Raw genomic sequence first — 19,966 nt, forward strand, 5'->3', positions numbered from 1 at the left:
CGCAACAAAGTGACCCACTGGCCAGAGTCGGATAAAATCACCGTTCTGGCCCTACTGGAGATCCCGTTGCATGCAGGGAAAACATCTGACTCACAAAGAACGGTTCTACATCGAAAAGCGGCGTGGTGATGGGGTTAACCAGGCCACCATCGCCCGGGAACTGGAGCTTCCTCGTTCTACCATCAGCAGGGAACTCAGACGCAATACCGACGCCGCTTTCAACGGGGTCTATTCCTGCAGAAGGGCCGAAACGTTGGCCAGAGGGCGGCGGCAGAAAACACGGCCGGACGGCGTGATTAACCAGCTTGAACCGCACATTCAGGACTTTATCAGAACGGCGCTGTCTACCCACACCTCACCTGAGGTCATCAGTGGGCGCCTGGTCCTGGAATTTGGCCTGTCCGTCAGCAAGAACTCGCTCTATCGCTATATCCAGCAGGAGCGCCGGGCCGGCGGTGAGCTGTATCAGCAGCTCCCTCATCGGGGTAAACGGTATAACTATCAGACCGATGAGAACAAACGCGGTCCTATTCCCAACCGTGTTGGCATTGAGCAGCGGCCGGCCGTTGCTGACCTCAAGCAGGAACCCGGGCATTTCGAGATTGACACCATCTTTGGCAAAGATCAGAAATCATTCCTGCTGACGGTGGTCGATAAAGCCGTCAAGCTGGTCATCATTCGCAAACTGCCCAACAAGCGAGCAGAGACAGTGGTAGCGGCCTCCAGGGACATCGTTGCCAATACCTTCTGCGAGTTTAAAACCCTGACTGCTGACAACGGTTCTGAATTTTCCCAGCACGGGGAAATTACAAAAGTCACGGGGGCACCGGTCTACTTTGCCCGGCCATATCATTCCTGGGAACGCGGGTTGAATGAGCATACCAACGGGCTGATACGGCGTTTTTACCCGAAGGGAATGGACTTCAATTATGTCACCCATCGCAAGGTTGCAGCACTCGAACACCTGCTCAATACGCGAGGCCGAACATCGCTGGGTTATCGTTCTCCAAATGAGGTATTTTTAACGCACTTACAGGCGGCATAATGCCCTACCGTTTTGTTGCGTTTCGACTGGGAATGGGGCTTCATTTCTTGATGCTCATGGACTTATTGACTGGTCAGCCACTGCGCTGGATGGCAGCAATATCCGTGCGCTCAAATGTGCGGCTGGCGCTCAAAAAAACATCCCGAATTACCAACGATAACGGCCTGGGCCGCTCACGAGGTGGTTATGGCACCAAAATCCACATGGCGACTGACGGAAGCGTCATCCCGCTAAATATCGTACTGAGTGCTGGGCAGGCTCACGAAAGCCTGTTCGCGTTACGACTCCTGGACGGCATTGGCGTGCAACGGCAGAACGGTAGCATGAAGCGTCGTGGTAAATCCGGCAGAAGCGTGGTTCAGCCAACCGCTTGGGTTTTGCTGTGCAACTCTGTTACCTGCGCTTTCCCGGCATCGTCCTTGCCAACGATGAGTTGCCATTTCCGCCATTGTTGAAGCTGGTTGCCGACCAGCTCAAGGTCAGTATCGAAAGTTGGAACGAGTACGGGCTTCGGGAGCAGACCCGACGCGAACACCTGGTCGAATTGCAAACGATGTTCGGCTTTCAGCCGTTCACTATGAATCACTATCGGCAGGTCGTCCACACAATGACCGAGATGGCCATGCAAACCGATAAAGGTATTGTGATGGTTAATGCTTTGATCGACAATCTGCGGCAGAGATCGATCATTCTGCCAGCCATCAATGCTGTCGAGAGAGCGTGTGCCGAAACTCTCACCCGTGCAAACCGGCGTATCTACGACACCTTGACCGCCCCGCTGTCAGACTCGCATCGCCAACGCCTCGACAATCTGCTTAAGCTTCGAGACAACAACAAGACGACCACTCTCGCTTGGCTTCGCCTTTCACCAGTTAAACCCAATTCGCGGCACGTGCTGGAACATATTGAACGACTCAAAGTATGGCAGGCACTTGAGCTGCCTATTGGTGTCGATCGTCTGATTCACCAAAACCGATTGCTCAAGATCGCCCGTGAGGGCGGACAGATGACCCCAGCAGATTTGGCCAAATTCGAGCCACAACGCCGCTATGTCGCTACCGATGTAAAACTGGCCCACCTGCCGATGTATAGCCAACCGACTTAAAAATGATTACATCCTATGCCCTGATATGCGGCAAAGAAGCATAGCTGGCTGTTATCAAAATAATGTCGCTTGGCTATAAATCTGACCCACCTAGGGTAAAAATGGCAGTTTTAAGGCACTGCCAATGATGACATTGGAGACCAGAGTGGAGATTCACGTTTTACACCGTCAAGGCATGTCCATCCGCGCCATCGCGCGGCAGCTTTCATGCTCCCGCGAGACCGTTCGACGATATAGCCAACCGACTTAAAAATGATTACATCCTATGCCCTGATATGCGGCAAAGAAGCATAGCTGGCTGTTATCAAAATAATGTCGCTTGGCTATATATCCGTAGTCCACTACCGGTGGCTGACATGCGTTACAAGCCGCGTATGCCTAGAACATGCAAGCTTGACCCGTTCAAGCCGTATGTTCTCGAGCGCTTTGCTGCTGCAAGACCACAGTGGATACCGGCCAGTGTGCTGCTGCGCGAGATAGGCCAACGGGGATATGATGGCGGCTATAGCATGCTTATAGCCAACCGACTTAAAAATGATTACATCCTATGCCCTGATATGCGGCAAAGAAGCATAGCTGGCTGTTATCAAAATAATGTCGCTTGGCTATACCGCATTTCTACACCCCATGAAGCAGCCCGTTACTGAGGCGGTCACGCGCTTTGAGACCGAACCCGGCGTACAGATGCAGGTTGATTTCACCATCGTCAGGCAGGGCCATAACCCGTTGCTGGCCTTCGTCGCTACGCTGGGCTGGAGCCGGGCGACTTTCGTCAAGTTCTATAGCTAAACGACTTAATTTTGATTACATTATTTAAATGAGCTATTCAATTGATTTTAGACGTAAAGTGATATCTACACGGAAAAACGAAGGGTTGAGTATCCGAGAAACAGCGAAGCAATTTCGGATTGGCCCTGCCTCTGTATCGCGTTGGATTAATCAAATAGAGTCAAAAGCATCGACCACGCGTCAGCGAAAGATCGATAAATCCGAGTTGATAAAAGATGTTGAACAATATCCAGATGCTTACCAAAAAGAACGTGCAGAGCGTTTTGGCGTTTGTCAGAAGGCCATTTGGCAAGCGCTTAAAAAGCTGGGATTGACCTATAAAAAAAACTCTACGTCATCCGAAAGCCGACGAAAACGCCCGGCAGGGATTTCAACAAAAAAAACAACAGTATGAAAAAGAAGGTAAACCTATTGTTTTTATTGATGAAAGTGGTTTTTCACACGATGCCCCACGGACTCACGGCTATTCCCCAAAAGGTCAACGGTGTTTTGGCCTGAAGAACTGGGGAGCTAGGGGAAGAACAAATGTTATCGGCGCTTTATTAGGCACAACGCTGTTTGCTATCGGATTATTTGATATCAATATTAACAGCGATGTTTTCTATGCCTGGGTCACACAAGTCCTTATCCCAGTACTCCCTAAAAACAGTGTAATCATGATGGACAATGCCACTTTTCACAAAAAACATAATATTCAACAAGTCATCATCGATGCAGGGTATATGGTGGAGTATTTGCCTACATATTCGCCAGATCTTAACCCAATTGAGCATAAATGGGCACAAGCAAAAAGCAAAAAAAGAGAGATGGGTTGCGATACAGAGAGTTTGTTCTCAGTCCATATGGTGTAATCAAAATTAAGTCGCTTGGCTATATCACTTTACGTCTAAAATCAATTGAATAGCTCATTTAAATAATGTAATCAAAATTAAGTCGTTTAGCTATATGCTACCTTGGTTGCGCTAGCCATCGATGGGATGGCCACCGTTACAGATGAAATTATTGATCTGCATGACCGCATCCTGGGCAAGCTGTTCAATGATGCCAAAAAGCGACATCAGAAACAGTTCCAGGCATCTGGGAAGGCGATCAATGACAAGGTACACCTGCTCAGTCGTATCGGCCAAGTGTTGATCAACGCCAAGCAAGCAGGTGATGATCCGTTTGCTGCCATCGAGACAGTAATATCCTGGGAAGCCTTCGCCAAGAGCGTTACAGAAGCACAAACGCTCGCGCAGCCAGAAGAGTTCGACTTCCTGCACCGTCTCGGCGAGAGCTACACCACACTACGCCGTTACGCACCAGCCTTCCTTACCGCGTTTAAGTTACGGGCTGCACCGGCTGCCAAGAGTGTACTGGAAGCTATAGAAGTGTTGCGCAGTATGAACAATGACAACGTCCGAAAAGTACTTGCTGATGCGCCGACCGATTTCATCAAGCCACGCTGGCAGAAACTGGTGATAACCGAAACTGGCATCGACCGGCGTTACTACGAGCTATGTGCGCTGTCGGAAATGAAGAATGCATTGCGTTCTGGTGACATCTGGGTACAGGGATCGCGCCAGTTCAAGGACTTCGAGGACTACCTTATACCACCCAAGAAATTCGCCAGTCTAAAGCTGGTCAATGAATTGCCGCTGGCTGTAGCTACCGACTGTGAACAGTATTTGAATGAACGGTTGACGCAGTTGGAAACGCAGCTCGCTACTGTCAACCGCATGGCGCTAGCTAATAAGTTACCGGATGCCATCATCACTGCCTCAGGCCTAAAGATCACGCCGCTGGATGCAGTAGTACCCGATACTGCGCAGCTTCTTATCGCTCAGGCAGCAATGATCCTACCGCACGTTAAGATCACTGAATTGCTGCTTGAAGTGGACGAATGGACAGGTTTTACCAGGCACTTCACGCACCTGAAATCTGGTGACCAGGCTAAGGACAAGAACCTGTTGTTGACTGCGATCTTGGCCGACGCGATCAATCTGGGGCTGACCAAGATGGCGGAATCGTGTCCAGGAACGACCTATGCCAAGCTTGCTTTGCTGCAAGCCTGGCATATCCGCGACGAAACCTATGGTTCGGCCTTGTCCGAGCTGGTCAATGCCGAGTACCGGTATCCGTTTGCCAAGCACTGGGGCGATGGTTCCACGTCCTCGTCTGACGGTCAGAATTTTCGCACTGGCAACAAGGCTGAGAGCACGGGGCACATCAACCCGAAATATGGTAGTCGTCCATGACGGACCTTTTACACCCACATCTCCGACCAGTATGCACCATTTCATACCAAGGTAGTCAATGTCGGTGTGCGCGACTCAACTTACGTGCTTGAAGGGCTGCTCTATAGCCAACCGACTTAAAAATGATTACAGCCGATGCCCTGATATGTGGCAAAGAAGCATAGCTGGCTGTTATCAAAATAATGTCGCTTAGCTATATCATGAATCTGACCTACGGATCGAAGATCATTACACCGACACGGCAGGCTTCACTGATCACGTTTTTGCGTTGATGCACCTGTTGAGGGTTTCGTTTCGCCCCGCGCATCCGTGATCCGGGTGAGACTAGGCTCTACATTCCAAAGAGTTATGCCACCTACGAGGGATTGGAATCAATGATTGGCGGGACGCTAAATATCAAGCTCATCCGCACCCATTGGGACGAAATTTTGCGGCTGGCTACCTCAATAAAGCAAGGTACGGTAACGGCCTCACTCATGCTGAGAAAGCTTGGCAGCTACCCCCGGCAAAATGGCCTGGCGGTCGCCCTGCGCGAGTTGGGGCGTATCGAGCGCACACTGTTCATCCTGGAGTGGCTGCAAAGTGTTGAGCTCCGCCGGCGCGCACATTCTGGACTAAATAAGGGGGAGGCTCGTAACGCCTTGGCTCGTGCAGTGTTTTTCAATCGATTAGGGGAGATCCGTGACCGCAGTTTTGAGCAACAGCGTTACCGGGCAAGTGGTCTTAACCTGGTGACTGCCGCCATCGTGCTATGGAATACCGTCTATCTGGAAAGGGTGACTAATGGATTACGAGCCAAGGGGCATGCCGTCGATGATGCGTTATTACAATATCTGTCGCCGCTAGGCTGGGAGCACATTAACCTCACAGGGGATTACCTGTGGCGCAATAGTGTCAAGATCGGTGCAGGTAAGTTCAGGCCGCTACGACCACTACAACTTGCTTAGCGTGCTTTATTTTCCGTTTTCTGAGGCGACCCCTAATAGAGGTAGGTGTATTTTGAGGGCCATACTTAGTGGTGTTTACATTGACTTAAAGAGCCACAATTTATCGGTGCCAACTTTTATGCCTATTCTTGGCGTCGCCATATATTCTGGCTTATCCGTCGAATCGTAAACACAAAAATCATGAGATTGTGTTAAATCAACCTGGTTATTATTTTTCGTGATATGTAATTTTTTACAGAGTTTACCCGGCCCATTAAAAGAAAGAACTGTAGGTTTGTATAAATCAATGCCACGAATTAAAACTGCCGCTGGAAATCCTTCACGCTCGGTCACAATATTCAGGCAATGATACATACCGTAGATAAGATAAACATAGGAAAACCCGGCAGCACCAAACATGCCCGCTGTTCTTGGCGTGAAACCTCTCGCGGCATGGCAGGCCGGATCATCCTGCCCTACATAGGCTTCGACTTCATTGATAACCCCGTAATAGTCAGCAAATTTTAAAACTTTTCCCAACAAATCCTTTGCTACACAAAGCGTAGCACGCTCATAAAATGAGCGAGGTAAAATAGTGGCTTTGTTGAATAATTTAACCGTTTGATTTACATCTTCTTTAGGTAGAATGCATGTACAGAGAATGTATTTTGTTAGAACGACAAATCAAATAGTTAGCACAATAAAAAGCATTCCGAGAGGAAAAATTAGTCGTTGAAATTTTATAATGCTTATATAAATCAGCATGTTAAATTATTCAACAAAGCCTAAAATAGTATTACTCGACATCGATTAATCCATCAGTGCATTAATCTCAGCATCAGACACCCCAGTAGACATTTTGACAATCGCCCGGGCTTTGTTGAATAATTTAACATGCTGATTTACATAATTATTATAACACTTCAACAACTAAGTTTTCCAGCCGTAATGCTTTTTATTGTGCTAACTATTTGATTTGTCGTTCTAACAAAATACATTCTCTGTACATGCATTCTACCTAAAGAAGATGTAAATCAAACGGTTAAATTATTCAACAAAGCCAATCGCCCGATCAACGCCGTTGGCCAGAAGCTGGCGCGCTATGGTTCTGGCAGATTCTTGCCTACCTTTTTCTATGCCCTTTTCTATGCCTCGCTGTTCGCCTAGATGAATGCCTTTTTCTATACCCCTCTGTTCACCAAGTTTCTCGCCCTCTTGCCGTAACTGCTCTGCAATGGTCATCACAACCTCCCGATAATCAGTTGCTGTTTCCGCAATCTGATGCAAAAATTGCTTTGCATCAGAAGTATTTCCTCGTTTTACAATATAACATATTAATCCTCGAAATAGCTCCGGCTGCAATACCCACTGATTGAGCAAGGATGCTATCTCATGACTTAACTCTAGCATATCGCGGGTACGGATATGCTTCATCACCAGTTCCATCAGGGCAACATGTCGATGTGTGACAATCTCCTCGTCCGGGATGGCCGTCACGTCAACCAGAGGAAATGCCTGCATATAAACCGACTTTGCCAGTTCCGGATCAGCAAAACAATCCAGACAATGGGTACTGTAGGGATACGGCGAAGTTTTACCTTGATAAAACAACATCGCTATCACCACTGGCAAGGTGTTGTTGCCCTGCTCAAGGTGCCGCAGCATGGCAGCAACCGCATACCTTAAAAGCCTAAATGCCATCAGTTTTTCAGGTCTGCTCTGATGTTCGACAACACAAGTTAGCACTACGACAGCCTTTTTCATGGACTATCGTTTTTAATTCTTGATATTGCTCATCGGTTACTCTGAATCTTAGCATTTTCATCGCTTCATATCAGCCTTTTCAAAGTGATGCATTTTTGGTGTAAAAATGACATAAAAGTCATATTACGATGTAATAATGACGTACTAAAAACGTACAGCTAATTTTTTTGTTGTAAAAGTGACGTATTTTTGATGTTTAACTATTTTTACCCCCAAGAACCCCGTGTAGCGGCGGGCGTAGCGTCGGAAAATGGCACATTTTGGGACGCTACGCATATCCTGCATCGTGCATTAATATGTGGGTTTTGTGTCCATTGCTTCGCTCCATAATCGATTAAATTCTCGAGTGTACTTTTCTGCAATGTCTGGTCGGTTACGCAGGTAAATCACATTTTCCGCGTTACGAAATGCGGCACTTTTTGTGTAATTAAACGAGCCCGTTTCGATGGAATGGCCATCCACAATCATAAACTTGTTGTGCATAATCGCATACTTGTCATTGAGTCTTACTGGTACGCGGTGATTTGCCAGATAGGTCACAGCGGTATACTTTCCGCCGTTCGATTTCTTATCGGCAACCACACGGACATTGACGCCTCGCTGTTGGGCGTCAACAAGGGCTAATGCAATCGGCTTGCTGGTAAATGAATAGGCGGCAATATCAATCGATGTTTTCGCCTCTTCAATGGCAGTCAAAACTATCTCCTTTGCCGTCCTCCCTGGTGAAAAACCCACTTCCACATCCTGAATACTCGTACTGGCTGAAAGCGGAGATGTGAAGGTCAGAAATAATGAAAAAATTGCAGCGGTTACTTTTACTGGTTTACTCATCGTTAGCAGCACCTTGATAGTGAGAGTCGCTATTTTCTTCTTCTCTGAGCAAAACCGCAAGGAGTCGGTGAAAAGGCATCACATAGTGAAGCATTGACGTTATCGCCTCACCTGCACAAGCCATCACCCAAAGCCCCACAAAAAAGGGAATGGTATAGTTATCAGGTGCCGTAAAATGCTTATCAAGATGATAATACATGATAATGCAACCCAATCCGCCAATCACAAAAATAAATCCCTTAAACGCATGTAAAAAGGAAAAGAATGTGACCGTGGCTATATGCAGCATATTCGCAAGTGTGATTCGCAAAGCAAACCACAACCAGAGAATGCCGGTCATGATGAGTCTGTAAAGAATTTCGTGTAAATGGCTCCATCGCTTAACCGGAAATCCGATCTCCATACATCAACATGAATTGGCTCATAGCCGGTTTCCAGTCTCTGATTGGTAGGGTCCATTTAGCCGAGATATTATGCAAGGCTAGGCTGGCTTTGTTGAATAAATCGAACTTTCAGGGGATCACCGGATCAAAGCACTATCATCGCTCCCGATAGCAGCTCCCCATGGCAAAGCAAAAGTTTAAAATCACCAACTGGCCCACCTACAACAAAGCACTCAGACAACGCGGCTCCCTGACGGTCTGGCTTGATGAGTCGGCCATCGCTGCATGGACTGACAGTGCTTCGCCTGAAGGTCGTGGTCGGCCGCTTTACTACACCGATATGGCTGTTACCACGGTTTTGATGATAAAGCGCGTGTTTAACCTTTCGCTCCGGGCATTACAGGGCTTTGTCGACTCGGTTTTTACACTGATGAGCCTGCCACTGCGCTGCCCGGACTACTCTCTGGTCAGTCGGCGGGCAAAAACCGTCAGTATCAGCATAAAAACGCCAACGCGTGGTGAAATCTCGCATCTGGTCATCGACAGTACCGGTCTGAAGGTCTTTGGCGAAGGTGAATGGAAAGTCAGGCAGCATGGGGCTGACAGACGAAGAGTGTGGCGCAAGCTTCATCTGGCAGCAGACAGTGCGACGCATGAGATTATCTGTGCCGACTTATCGCTCAGCGGAACGACAGATGCGCAGGCACTGCCGGGCCTGATTAACCAAACCCACCGAAAAATCAGGGAAGTGTCAGCAGACGGTGCTTATGACGCCCGTTACTGCCACGATGCGTTGCTAAGAAAGAAAATCAGGCCCCTTATCCCGCCGCGAAGCGGAGCCAAATACTGGCCGGACAAGTACCATGAACGTAACCATGCGGTGGCGAATCAGCGTCTGAGCGGGAGTAATGATATGTGGAAAAAGAAAGTGGGTTATCACCGGCGTTCAGTGGCAGAAACAGCGATGTTCCGCATAAAAACTTTGCTGGGTGGCCATCTGAGCCTGCGTGACTATGAGGCTCAAGTAGGTGAAGCCATAGCGATGGTCAAAGCGCTGAACCGTATGACGTTGTTGGGTATGCCACACAGCGTCAGGATAGGATAACAGGTGTAGCAGAGGGAGTCATCCTGTCGGCTAATTCTGATTTATTCAACAAAGCCGGCTAGGCTGTGTCCCTTAATTACGTAACCGGGCGTAAAACAAGCGGATGCAGCCCAGTTTCACCATTGCTAGATAGTTTCTTGCCGTTTATTCATAACGTGTGGCAATCCGTCTATATTCCTTTAAACGGCCAAAACATCTTTCTACAACGTTGCGACGGCGATAAGCATCACGATAAAGTTGTGAGCGTCCATCTGAAGCGAGACTGTAAAATAATCTGTGTAAATGGCATTTTGAGGAAAACCTTCAAAGGATAACAAAATGCCTATCAGCAACGAACTTATTGACCAACTGCTTCAAGATTGTCACTCCCCTCAGGATCTGCTGGGTGAATCAGGCCTACTCAAGGTGCTGACTAAAAGACTGGCGGAACGGGTTCTTCAAGCTGAGATGGAGATGCACCTTGGGTATGCTAAGCATGACCCGGCAGGTAATCATTCAGGCAACTCCCGCAATGGCAAGACATCCAAGAGCGTACGTAGCCAAAATGGGGAGATCGAGCTCGATATTCCGCGCGACCGCAACAGTACCTTCGAGCCGACACTGATCGGTAAGAACGAAAAACAGCTTAACGGCTTCGATGACCGCATTATTTCTCTCTATTCCAGAGGGTTATCAACCCGTGATATTCAGGCACACTTTAAAGAAGTCTACGGGGTCGATGTTTCCGCTGGCTTCATTTCTCAAGTGACCAATGCTGTGATGGATGACGTTAAGCGCTGGCAGCAACGGCCGCTGGATGCGCTTTATCCCATTGTTTACCTTGACTGTATTGTGGTCAAAAGCCAGGACGGCGGAGCCGTGGCCAACAAGTCTGTTTATGTGGCCCTCGGCGTCAACGGCCAGGGCGAAAAAGAGCTGCTGGGGCTATGGATAGCCAAAACTGAGGGGGCCAAGTTCTGGTTATCTGTGATGACAGAACTGAAAAATCGTGGGCTAAAGGACATCTTCGTCGCCTGCTGCGATGGCCTGAAAGGCTTTCCTGATGCCATTGAAGCTGTTTACCCGCATACGCGGGTACAGCTTTGCATTGTGCATCAGGTGCGGAACTCGCTGCGCTACGTCGGCTGGAAAGAGCGTAAGGCCGTTGCTGCTGACCTGCGCACCATCTATAGTTCCGCAACGATAGAGGGCGCTGAAGAGGCCCTGGATGCCTTCGCGGCCAAATGGGATGAGCAGTTCCCGACGATCAGCCCGTCGTGGAGAAATAATTGGGAACGTCTCATCGTCATTTTTGACTTTCCGCCGGAGATCCGCAAGGTTATCTACACCACCAACGCGATAGAGTCGTTAAATGCTTCATTGCGCAAGATAACGAAAACGCGACGAATATTTCCAACGGATGACTCGGTGATAAAATTACTCTATCTAGCCTTGCATAATATCTCTGCTAAATGGACCTTGCCAATCAGAGACTGGAAACCTGCTATGAGCCAATTCATGTTGATGTATGGAGAACGAATCTCCGGTTAAGCAATGGAGCCATTTACACAAAATTCTTTACAGACTCTCTGAAGCCAGTTTTTCATTTGATTTTCGGGGAATAACCTCTCTTATCCCTTTTCTTTTCAACTCGTTACGGAGTGCATTGCCAGAGTAGGCTTTGTCAGCCAGTACCGCATGACCACGACGCTTCATGCTACCGTTCTGCCGTTGCACGCCAATGCCGTCCAGGAGTCGTAACGCGAACAGGCTTTCGTGAGCCTGCACAGCACTCAGTACGATATAGCCAAGCGACATTATTTTGATAACAGCCAGCTATGCTTCTTTGCCGCATATCAGGGCATAGGATGTAATCATTTTTAAGTCGGTTGGCTATATTTAGCGGTATGCCGCTTCCGTCAGTCGCCATGTGGATTTTGGTGCCATAACCACCTCGTGAGCGACCCAGGCTGTTATCGTTGGTAATATCGGGATGTTTTTTTGAGCGCCAGCCGCACATTTGAACGCACGGATATTGCTGCCATCCAGCGCAGTGGCTGACCAGTCAACAAGTCCATGAGCATCAAGAAATGAAAGTAACCTATTAAAAATAATGTTAATAACTCCAGACTTTGACCATCTATTGAAACGGTTATAAACGGTTTTCCATGGGCCGTAACGTTCAGGTAAATCACGCCATGGGGCACCTGAACGGTGCGTGTAAAGGTAGTTGTCGCCCCAGTTGATTCATACGGCCTGTTTTTCCCGTTCCGGATTTAGCCACACTTCGTCCTGCCGCTCCCAGTTTCTTGTTGGCCCTGACCAACGATGCGGGTTCTGCATTTTTGCTGCCTCATACACCGATTTTCGCTTTACCAGCAACTGGCTGTCTTCGCCTCTGTGCCGCTGGCCCGGCGTGACATACCGGAGCCCCATTCCCACTCGAAACGCAACAAAACGGTAGAGGCTTATGCCACCAGTAAGTGCGTTAAAAATACCTCATTGGGGGAACGATAGCCCAGCGATTTTCTGCCCCTTGTATTGAGTATGTGTTCGAGTTCGGCAATCTTACGATGACTGACCTGACTGAAGTCTGTTCCCTTTGGGTAAAAACGTCGTATAGCCAAGCGACTTAATTTTGATTACACCATATGGACTGAGAACAAACTCTCTGTATCGCAACCCATCTCTCTTTTTTTGCTTTTTGCTTGTGCCCATTTATGCTCAATTGGGTTAAGATCTGGCGAATATGTAGGCAAATACTCCACCATATACCCTGCATCGATGATGACTTGTTGAATATTATGTTTTTTGTGAAAAGTGGCATTGTCCATCATGATTACACTGTTTTTAGGGAGTACTGGGATAAGGACTTGTGTGACCCAGGCATAGAAAACATCGCTGTTAATATTGATATCAAATAATCCGATAGCAAACAGCGTTGTGCCTAATAAAGCGCCGATAACATTTGTTCTTCCCCTAGCTCCCCAGTTCTTCAGGCCAAAACACCGTTGACCTTTTGGGGAATAGCCGTGAGTCCGTGGGGTATCGTGTGAAAAACCACTTTCATCAATAAAAACAATAGGTTTACCTTCTTTTTCATACTGTTGTTTTTTTTGTTGAAATCCCTGCCGGGCGTTTTCGTCGGCTTTCGGATGACGTAGAGTTTTTTTTATAGGTCAATCCCAGCTTTTTAAGCGCTTGCCAAATGGCCTTCTGACAAACGCCAAAACGCTCTGCACGTTCTTTTTGGTAAGCATCTGGATATTGTTCAACATCTTTTATCAACTCGGATTTATCGATCTTTCGCTGACGCGTGGTCGATGCTTTTGACTCTATTTGATTAATCCAACGCGATACAGAGGCAGGGCCAATCCGAAATTGCTTCGCTGTTTCTCGGATACTCAACCCTTCGTTTTTCCGTGTAGATATCACTTTACGTCTAAAATCAATTGAATAGCTCATTTAAATAATGTAATCAAAATTAAGTCGTTTAGCTATAGCATCAGATCTGCGGCTGTGACGAACCGAATACTCATTCCGGCCATCGCGGCTCTGTAGCCGAGTGCTGTCGCCAGGTGCCTTTTACCTACCCCGGACGGACCCAGCAAGACCAGGTTCTCCTGACGCTCGATAAACGCCAGCCCGGCCAACTCCTGGATCTGACTGCGAGGTACGCCACTCGCAAAGGCGAAATCAAACTGCTCCAGCGTCTTGATCACCGGTAGGCCTGATAAACGCAAAATAGTCTGCCGGCGCCGTTCGTTCAGCACATCATGCTGAAGCTGTAAAGCAGCTTCAAGGAAGTCGGCATGAGTGCCGTTGCTGTCGATCGTCGTCTGAGCAACGGCGGGCCACTCAGCCGGTAATCTATCGAGCTTAAGCTGCTCGCAGAGCGCTGCGATACGATCATGCTGGAGGTTCATGCTTCTACCTCCAGTAGCGCCTGATACGTAGCCAACGGGTGCTGGAGACTCTCTGTGGGTATGGGGCGCGAGCAACTCGCCGGTACCGGTGGAGGCAATGCCAGTGTTATCTTCGGCAATGGCAACAACGCAGCCCGCTCACGCGGCATGCGTTGTTCAGGCGGAATACCGGTGGTGCCATGTTTACGGGTGTTGGCAACGGTGATCCACCACTCACCAATGCGTGCATTAGCCGCGGGGACGTCCAGTATCAGCCCAGCCTGGCGAAACGTGGCGGCAAGCGGCACAACAAAGCTGTTCTTGAGGTAATGGTTGAAGCGTTCGACCTTGCCCTTAGTCTTGGCGCGGTAGGGACGGCAAACTTTAGGCGTAAAGGCATACTTCTCAGCCAGTTGCATCAACTGAGGGTTCCAGCGATGCTTGCCGGGCCCGTAGACATCACGCTCAATAATGATGGCCTTGGCGTTGTCGAACAGCAACTGATGCGGAGTTCCGCCAAAGAACTTAAGTGCAGACTCAATGCCGTCACACCAGGCGGCGGACTCCTGGTTGCTGTAGAACTTGACGAAAGTCGCCCGGCTCCAGCCCAGCGTAGCGACGAAGGCCAGCAACGGGTTATGGCCCTGCCTGACGATGGTGAAATCAACCTGCATCTGTACGCCGGGTTCGGTCTCAAAGCGCGTGACCGCCTCAGTAACGGGCTGCTTCATGGGGTGTAGAAATGCGGTAAGCATGCTATAGCCGCCATCATATCCCCGTTGGCCTATCTCGCGCAGCAGCACACTGGCCGGTATCCACTGTGGTCTGGCAGCAGCAACGCGCTCGAGAACATACGGCTTGAACGGGTCAAGCTTGCATGTTCTAGGCATACGCGGCTTGTAACGCATGTCAGCCACCGGTAGTGGCCCCATTCCCACTCGAAACGCAACAAAGTGACCCACTTGCCAGAGTCGGATAAAATCACCGTTCTGGCCATACTGGAGAGCCTGTTGCATGCAGGGAAAACATCTGACTCAGAAAGAACGGTTCTACATCGAAAAGCGGCGTGGTGAAGGTGTCAACCAAGCTACCATCGCCAGAGTGTAGTGGTATACTGAATTTGGCCACCTAAGTAGAGGTGATATGCTTACCTCATAATTTTTATAGGTGCCAAAATGAGTAAAATAATTACTGCTGAATTTAAATGTGAAACCGCCAAATTAGTCCTTGACCAAAATTATACCTACCAGGAAGCCGCGAAAGCCATGAACGTCAGTCTTTCAGCGATAAGAGCGCTTTATCCAGTGAAAGCGTTGTGTCGTATTTTTAATGTTCACCGAAGCAGTTATCGCTATTGGTGTCGACCTAAGGAGCCAGATATTGAGCGGACGATAAAACGTAGCCTGGTCAGCGAAGCGTGGAACGTTAGTGGCGGGTCTGCGGGCGCAAGGACTATCGCTACGATGGTTACCAATACACACGACGTGAAACTTGGGCGGTGGTTAGCGGGTAAGTTGATGAAAGAATTAACCCTCGTTAGTTGCCAAACAAGAAAACATCAATACAACCGCGGTGGAAATGAACGTATTGATATTCCAAATCTGCTCAATAGGCAGTTCGCTGTTACCAAGCCTGACCAGGTTTGGTGCGGCGATGTAACCTATATTTGGACAGGCGACCGATGGGCGTATCTGGCGGTGGTATTAGATTTATTTGCCCGAAAACCCGTGGGTTGGGCAATGTCGTTTTCGCCAGATTCAGAATTAACAGCCAAAGCACTACAAATGGCTTGGGAACTGCGTGGGCATCCCAAACAAGTCATGTTTCATAGTGACCAAGGAAGCCATTACACCAGTGGTCAGTATAGGCAGGCATTGTGGCGTTATCAGATGACCCAAAGTATGAGTCGCAGAGGAAATTGTTGGGATAATAGTCCGATGGAGCGATTCTTCCGTAGTCTGAAGACTGAATGGGTGCCAACGACTGGCTACCAAAGCTTTAGTACTGCTCAATCATCCATTATTCGCTACATAACCCATTATTATAGCGATGTCAGACCTCACTGGTATAACGGTGGGTTAGCACCAAATGAATCAGAACGGCTGTTCCATCAACAGTCAGGTAGGGTGGCCAAATTTAGTTGACCACTACACTCTTCGGCCTCGCGCACCTGACGCGCCGTTTTCTCACGCAGCTTTTCGGAGCTTTTACCGAACTGCGGCTTTGTTGAATAATTTAACCGTTTGATTTACATCTTCTTTAGTTAGCATGCATTTACAGAGAATGTATTTTGTTAGAACGACAAATCAAATAGTTAGCACAATAAAAAGCATTCCGAGAGGAAAAATTAGTCGTTGAAATTTTATAATGCTTATATAAATCAGTGTCTTAAATTATTCAACAAAGCCCCGAACTGCATGCGCTGCAGCTTCGCGACCAGCACCTTCAGCCGGTTGATTTCGCTGGCGTAGGCCGCCACCCGCTGCGAGAGCAGGCGGTTATACTCCGCCATTTTGCGGATGGTGGTCTGCGGCTCCAGCAGCTGCGCCCTGAGACGGGCATTTTCATCGGTGTATGAGGTGTCCATAACCCCACTTTACAGCAGGTTATATTCTCAGACCAGGGCGTTCCGTCCGCTGCGGATGTTTCCAGTTAATGCCTTCCAGCAGCATGGACAGCTGTGCCGGCGTCAGATGAACCTTACCGTCACGCGTCACCGGCCACACGAAGCGCCCCCGCTCCAGGCGTTTGATGAACAGGCACAGACCGTCCCGGTCCGCCCACAGCACTTTTATCATGTCACCGCGCCGGCCGCGGAAGATAAACAGGTGGCCGCTGAACGGGTCATCCCGTAACGTGTTCTGCACCCTGGAAGCAAGGCCATTGAAGCCGTTCCGCATGTCCGTGACGCCGGCAACCAGCCAGATGCGGGCTCCCGCAGGGAGTGATATCACCGGCATCCTCCCTGCATTTCCCGGATGAGCGTCTGCAGCATCTCCGGCGTCAGCTTTCCACTGATACGAAGCGTCCCTGCGGGCAGAACCAGCTCGCAACAGGATCTCCGGTCTGAACGGCAGGGCGCAAAGGGTGACAGCCACCTTCTGCAGTGAGCGTGACCGGCAGCATCGCCGGAGCGCCTGATGGTGCAGCGAGCAGCCCCTGCTGATAAAGACGCCGCCAGTTGAACAGCAGGTTGTCATTGATGTTATTTTCGCGGGCCAGCTGTGCCACGCTGACGCCGGACTGCATCGACTGCTCCACCAGGGAAATCTTGAAGTCACGGGGGAAGTTGGGGCGACGTGGCCGCCTGCGGGGTGCGGGTGTCTCAGCCGGCTCCGGTGCTGCGGGCAGAACGGCGGCTTTACGTGATGCCGGCCGGTAAAGACGCTTCTCCAGACTCCGGGCGCTGATCCTGGCCGGCAGGGGCCAGGGCAGCCCGGCCTTACTGAAGCGAGCGAACAGCTCACATACTGTGGTTTTGGGAATGCCGAGCCGTCTGCCTGCCTCAATACGCGGCAGCTTTTCATCAAAATGGAGGCGGAGTGCTTCAAGGATCCATGTCCGGTGTTTCATGGGATAGTGTCCATTAAAAAATGATGGACACTATTTTCCCGGAACGGACGGTCACAGGACAGACGGTTCAGATGAGACGCTTACCAGCAACGTCTCACCAAAATCCATTCTGCGATCGCGTCCAGGGCACCGGGCGCGTAGGCAGACTGCCCCGCGGCTAAAAATCCCCACTGCGTCCAGCGCGGCCATTGTTCGCTCAACTGATAATTAAACCATTTGGCGCGCAGCAAACCGTGGGTGGCATCTTTGACTTCGCGCAAGCAACGGGAGGTTGCCTCCGGCAGTAATCGGCTCCACACCGTTAACGTTTCCGTCGTGGAAACATTGAGATCCTGTGCCCCCATCAGCACCATCACCGGCACACGCTGTGCGGCAATGTCCTGACGTGCATCCGATAACGCATTCCGCCGCTCAAAATCGTCGCGCGTGCAACTCGACGTGCAAGGTTGCATCACCGTTTGAGGCGTAAAGCGTTGCGAATAGGCCGTGCGTTCTCTCGCGATGGCAGCGGCAATCGCCGACGGCTCTGCCCCTTTTGCCGCTAAACGCTGCTGCAGGTAGTAGAAGCCTTGCTCGCGCCAGTTTATCGCGGGGCCAATCAACACGATAAAATCTGCCGCAGCGCGCTGACTGGCATTGGGTACCACCCATACGACTTGAGAAAAACCGAGAAATCCCAGACGACTCCCTTTCAATTCTGTCCGCGTACGCAACGCATGCAGAGCGGCAACCGCTTCATCCGCGCGATCGCCCAACGTTTGTGCCAGCCACTCACCGCTACTGGCCGCTACGCCGGGTTTATCCCAGGAAAAGACGCCAATCCCTTGGGCAACCAGAGCATTTACCAGCGGAAGGTAACCGCCGTCAGACCAGCGATCCTGAGCACCGTCGCCGTGCACCAGCAACACCACGGGCGGATTTTGTGCGTTATCAGGCAGCAACAGCGTGCCTTCAAGGTGGGTATAGCCCAGCGAAAACGATAAGGTCTGCTGGGCGCGTTCAGGGAGTTCAAAAGCAGAGAGGCCATGCAACACGATGCCTGATATTACTATTAGTGCAAAGGCTACCACTGATAGCACAAGCTTGATCATGCCATGTACCTCTTTGGTGGATAATCGAAACTATTTTACTGGCAGCGTTATATCCTTGAACATAGCTTCAATTTCTTCATTTGAACGTAGGGCAATGGCAGAATCCACCACATCACGCGTGAGGTGCGGCGCAAAGCACTGAATGAAATCATACATGTAGCTGCGCAGGAAGGTACTGCGGCGAAACCCGATCTTGGTGGTGCTGTAGCTGAAAATGCTATTGGCGTTAATGGTCACCAGATCGGTCTCCGTGCGCGGATCGACGGCCAAGTTGGCAATAACACCAACGCCTAATCCCAGACGCACGTATGTTTTGATCACGTCGGCATCCGTGGCGGTAAACACGATGCGCGGCGTCAACCCTGCGCGGTTGAATGCGGTATCCAGCTCAGAACGGCCGGTAAAGCCGAAGGTGTAGGTAACGATCGGATACGCTGCCAGCTCTTCAATGGTGATATTTTTTCTCGTTGCCAGCGGATGATCGGGTTTCACCACTACCGCGCGATTCCAGTGGTAGCACGGCAGCATGATCAAATCGTCATACAGATGCAGCGCCTCAGTGGCGATGGCAAAATCTGCCGTCCCTTTCGCGACCGCTTCGGCTATCTGCGTTGGCGACCCCTGATGCATATGCAGTGAAACGCGAGGATAGCGCTCAATAAAACCTTTGATGACATCCGGCAGTGCGTAGCGCGCCTGCGTGTGCGTGGTCGCTACATAGAGCGAACCTTTATCAGGATAGGTGTGTTCTCCGGCTACTGCCTTAATGGCATCTACCTTGGAAAGCACTTCCCGGGCGATTCGCACAACTTCCTGGCCTGCAGGCGTTACCTGAGTCAGGTGTTTACCACTGCGCGCAAAGATTTGAATTCCGAGCTCATCTTCCAGCATTCTCACCTGTTTACTGATCCCCGGCTGCGAGGTATACAAACCCTCAGCCGTTGAGGAAACGTTCAGGTTATGATTAACAACTTCAACGATATAACGAAGCTGTTGCAATTTCATATGTCATCCCATGTTATTGAGCATGTGCATCAGGCACGAATAAATTATCTATCGTTGCTTTACTTTTTCATGGTGCCGCAACATTTGCAGTGCCATGAAAAGCAGACGGTTATTTCATCATATTAAGGTCATTTAATCATAAAAAAATATTTTTATATAACTATTATCTTTACATCGATAAAAATAGCGCCCTCAACCTGAGCTGAGTGAGGGCGCTCATTCTAGCGC

General features: G+C 49.6%; 16 protein-coding genes and 11 pseudogenes. 10 read left to right on the plus strand and 17 right to left on the minus strand.

The window, feature by feature from the left end:
- Positions 1-70 precede the first annotated feature (70 nt).
- The 7 genes and pseudogenes from ACQGXV_RS31885 to ACQGXV_RS31915 form a co-directional block, all read left to right on the plus strand.
- Positions 71-1,045: an IS30 family transposase gene (locus tag ACQGXV_RS31885; protein ID WP_440864271.1), complete on the plus strand. Its 975-nt coding sequence runs from the start codon at positions 71-73 to the stop codon at positions 1,043-1,045.
- Positions 1,046-1,085: 40 nt separating this feature from the next.
- Positions 1,086-1,383 (plus strand): annotated as a pseudogene (locus tag ACQGXV_RS31890) (IS5 family transposase); the annotation flags it as partial.
- Positions 1,384-1,385: 2 nt separating this feature from the next.
- A pseudogene (locus ACQGXV_RS31895) lies at positions 1,386-2,120 on the plus strand (DUF4158 domain-containing protein); the annotation flags it as partial.
- Positions 2,121-2,274: 154 nt separating this feature from the next.
- Positions 2,275-2,930 (plus strand): annotated as a pseudogene (locus ACQGXV_RS31900) (helix-turn-helix domain-containing protein); the annotation flags it as partial.
- A gap of 37 nt (positions 2,931-2,967) precedes the next feature.
- A complete protein-coding gene (locus tag ACQGXV_RS31905; protein ID WP_440862584.1) occupies positions 2,968-3,333 on the plus strand; it encodes an IS630 transposase-related protein in 366 nt (121 codons plus the stop codon).
- On the plus strand, positions 3,257-3,790 hold the full coding sequence (locus tag ACQGXV_RS31910; RefSeq protein ID WP_440862665.1) for an IS630 family transposase: 534 nt from the start codon (positions 3,257-3,259) through the stop codon (positions 3,788-3,790). Before ACQGXV_RS31905 ends, ACQGXV_RS31910 begins: the two co-directional genes overlap by 77 nt.
- 93 nt (positions 3,791-3,883) lie before the next feature.
- Positions 3,884-6,123 (plus strand): annotated as a pseudogene (locus tag ACQGXV_RS31915) (Tn3 family transposase); the annotation flags it as partial.
- A 75-nt stretch (positions 6,124-6,198) separates the two neighbouring features.
- Here the strand turns inward: ACQGXV_RS31915 and ACQGXV_RS31920 are convergent.
- The 4 genes from ACQGXV_RS31920 to ACQGXV_RS31935 form a co-directional block, all read right to left on the minus strand.
- Complete coding sequence (locus ACQGXV_RS31920; RefSeq protein ID WP_440867756.1) at positions 6,199-6,750, minus strand: DNA-3-methyladenine glycosylase; 552 nt, start codon at positions 6,748-6,750, stop codon at positions 6,199-6,201.
- 399 nt (positions 6,751-7,149) lie between these two features.
- Entirely contained in the window at positions 7,150-7,866 is a 717-nt protein-coding gene (locus ACQGXV_RS31925; RefSeq protein ID WP_440864272.1) for an Rpn family recombination-promoting nuclease/putative transposase, read from the minus strand.
- A 291-nt stretch (positions 7,867-8,157) separates the two neighbouring features.
- Positions 8,158-8,697, minus strand: coding sequence for a phospholipase D family protein (locus tag ACQGXV_RS31930; protein ID WP_440864273.1), 540 nt, complete (start codon positions 8,695-8,697; stop codon positions 8,158-8,160).
- Positions 8,690-9,037, minus strand: a complete 348-nt coding sequence (locus tag ACQGXV_RS31935; protein ID WP_440864274.1) for a hypothetical protein — start codon at positions 9,035-9,037, stop codon at positions 8,690-8,692. Before ACQGXV_RS31935 ends, ACQGXV_RS31930 begins: the two co-directional genes overlap by 8 nt.
- Positions 9,038-9,261: 224 nt before the next feature.
- Between ACQGXV_RS31935 and ACQGXV_RS31940 the strand changes: the two genes are divergently transcribed.
- Entirely contained in the window at positions 9,262-10,185 is a 924-nt protein-coding gene (locus ACQGXV_RS31940; RefSeq protein ID WP_440863224.1) for an IS5 family transposase, read from the plus strand.
- A gap of 72 nt (positions 10,186-10,257) precedes the next feature.
- Here the strand turns inward: ACQGXV_RS31940 and ACQGXV_RS31945 are convergent.
- Positions 10,258-10,410 (minus strand): annotated as a pseudogene (locus ACQGXV_RS31945) (transposase); the annotation flags it as partial.
- 93 nt (positions 10,411-10,503) lie between these two features.
- Between ACQGXV_RS31945 and ACQGXV_RS31950 the strand changes: the two are divergent.
- On the plus strand, positions 10,504-11,715 hold the full coding sequence (locus ACQGXV_RS31950; RefSeq protein WP_440864275.1) for an IS256 family transposase: 1,212 nt from the start codon (positions 10,504-10,506) through the stop codon (positions 11,713-11,715).
- A 36-nt stretch (positions 11,716-11,751) separates the two neighbouring features.
- Here ACQGXV_RS31950 and ACQGXV_RS31955 read toward each other — a convergent pair.
- The 7 genes and pseudogenes from ACQGXV_RS31955 to istA all read right to left on the minus strand — a co-directional run.
- Positions 11,752-12,375: pseudogene (locus tag ACQGXV_RS31955) on the minus strand (IS5 family transposase); the annotation flags it as partial.
- A gap of 36 nt (positions 12,376-12,411) precedes the next feature.
- Positions 12,412-12,594, minus strand: a pseudogene (locus ACQGXV_RS31960) (IS3 family transposase); the annotation flags it as partial.
- 38 nt (positions 12,595-12,632) lie between these two features.
- Positions 12,633-12,791 carry a hypothetical protein gene (locus tag ACQGXV_RS31965; RefSeq protein ID WP_440864276.1) on the minus strand — a complete coding sequence of 53 codons (159 nt, stop codon included), beginning with the start codon at positions 12,789-12,791 and terminating at the stop codon, positions 12,633-12,635.
- A 15-nt stretch (positions 12,792-12,806) separates the two neighbouring features.
- A complete protein-coding gene (locus ACQGXV_RS31970; protein WP_440867179.1) occupies positions 12,807-13,340 on the minus strand; it encodes an IS630 family transposase in 534 nt (177 codons plus the stop codon).
- Positions 13,264-13,629 (minus strand): IS630 transposase-related protein, encoded by a 366-nt coding sequence (locus ACQGXV_RS31975; protein ID WP_440862584.1) that lies wholly within the window; start codon positions 13,627-13,629, stop codon positions 13,264-13,266. Before ACQGXV_RS31975 ends, ACQGXV_RS31970 begins: the two co-directional genes overlap by 77 nt.
- A 35-nt stretch (positions 13,630-13,664) precedes the next feature.
- Positions 13,665-14,090, minus strand: a pseudogene (locus ACQGXV_RS31980) (ATP-binding protein); the annotation flags it as partial.
- Positions 14,087-14,974: pseudogene (istA, locus tag ACQGXV_RS31985) on the minus strand (IS21 family transposase); the annotation flags it as partial. The pseudogenes istA and ACQGXV_RS31980, both read right to left, overlap by 4 nt.
- 270 nt (positions 14,975-15,244) lie before the next feature.
- Between istA and ACQGXV_RS31990 the strand changes: the two are divergent.
- Positions 15,245-16,213, plus strand: a complete 969-nt coding sequence (locus tag ACQGXV_RS31990) for an IS3 family transposase (protein ID WP_440864277.1) — start codon at positions 15,245-15,247, stop codon at positions 16,211-16,213.
- 242 nt (positions 16,214-16,455) lie between these two features.
- On the opposite strand, the pseudogene ACQGXV_RS31995 reads toward ACQGXV_RS31990, so the two are convergent.
- The 5 genes and pseudogenes from ACQGXV_RS31995 to cysB form a co-directional block, all read right to left on the minus strand.
- Positions 16,456-16,656: pseudogene (locus tag ACQGXV_RS31995) on the minus strand (IS66 family transposase); the annotation flags it as partial.
- Positions 16,657-16,675: 19 nt separating this feature from the next.
- On the minus strand, positions 16,676-17,023 hold the full coding sequence (tnpB, locus tag ACQGXV_RS32000) for an IS66 family insertion sequence element accessory protein TnpB (RefSeq protein ID WP_440867330.1): 348 nt from the start codon (positions 17,021-17,023) through the stop codon (positions 16,676-16,678).
- A pseudogene (tnpA, locus tag ACQGXV_RS32005) lies at positions 17,020-17,642 on the minus strand (IS66-like element accessory protein TnpA). The gene tnpB and the pseudogene tnpA overlap by 4 nt, the downstream one beginning before the upstream one ends.
- 80 nt (positions 17,643-17,722) lie before the next feature.
- Positions 17,723-18,733 carry an alpha/beta hydrolase family protein gene (locus ACQGXV_RS32010; protein WP_440864278.1) on the minus strand — a complete coding sequence of 337 codons (1,011 nt, stop codon included), beginning with the start codon at positions 18,731-18,733 and terminating at the stop codon, positions 17,723-17,725.
- Positions 18,734-18,763: 30 nt separating this feature from the next.
- Positions 18,764-19,738 carry an HTH-type transcriptional regulator CysB gene (gene cysB, locus ACQGXV_RS32015; protein WP_440864279.1) on the minus strand — a complete coding sequence of 325 codons (975 nt, stop codon included), beginning with the start codon at positions 19,736-19,738 and terminating at the stop codon, positions 18,764-18,766.
- Positions 19,739-19,966 lie beyond the last annotated feature (228 nt).

This window comes from Symbiopectobacterium purcellii (assembly GCF_052050035.1).
Taxonomy (GTDB): Bacteria; Pseudomonadota; Gammaproteobacteria; order Enterobacterales; family Enterobacteriaceae; genus Symbiopectobacterium; species Symbiopectobacterium purcellii_A.

What these genes read in the sequence shown, in the direction of transcription:
- ACQGXV_RS31950 (WP_440864275.1), top strand. Translation starts at nt 10,504, where the DNA reads ATGCCTATCAGCAACGAACTTATTGACCAACTGCTTCAAGATTGTCAC.
- ACQGXV_RS31925 (WP_440864272.1), bottom strand. Translation starts at nt 7,866, where the DNA reads ATGAAAAAGGCTGTCGTAGTGCTAACTTGTGTTGTCGAACATCAGAGC.
- ACQGXV_RS31975 (WP_440862584.1), bottom strand. Translation starts at nt 13,629, where the DNA reads ATGAGCTATTCAATTGATTTTAGACGTAAAGTGATATCTACACGGAAA.
- ACQGXV_RS31990 (WP_440864277.1), top strand. Translation starts at nt 15,245, where the DNA reads ATGAGTAAAATAATTACTGCTGAATTTAAATGTGAAACCGCCAAATTA.
- ACQGXV_RS31930 (WP_440864273.1), bottom strand. Translation starts at nt 8,697, where the DNA reads ATGAGTAAACCAGTAAAAGTAACCGCTGCAATTTTTTCATTATTTCTG.
- cysB (WP_440864279.1), bottom strand. Translation starts at nt 19,738, where the DNA reads ATGAAATTGCAACAGCTTCGTTATATCGTTGAAGTTGTTAATCATAAC.
- ACQGXV_RS32010 (WP_440864278.1), bottom strand. Translation starts at nt 18,733, where the DNA reads ATGATCAAGCTTGTGCTATCAGTGGTAGCCTTTGCACTAATAGTAATA.
- ACQGXV_RS31905 (WP_440862584.1), top strand. Translation starts at nt 2,968, where the DNA reads ATGAGCTATTCAATTGATTTTAGACGTAAAGTGATATCTACACGGAAA.
- ACQGXV_RS31885 (WP_440864271.1), top strand. Translation starts at nt 71, where the DNA reads ATGCAGGGAAAACATCTGACTCACAAAGAACGGTTCTACATCGAAAAG.
- ACQGXV_RS31935 (WP_440864274.1), bottom strand. Translation starts at nt 9,037, where the DNA reads ATGACCGGCATTCTCTGGTTGTGGTTTGCTTTGCGAATCACACTTGCG.
- ACQGXV_RS31940 (WP_440863224.1), top strand. Translation starts at nt 9,262, where the DNA reads ATGGCAAAGCAAAAGTTTAAAATCACCAACTGGCCCACCTACAACAAA.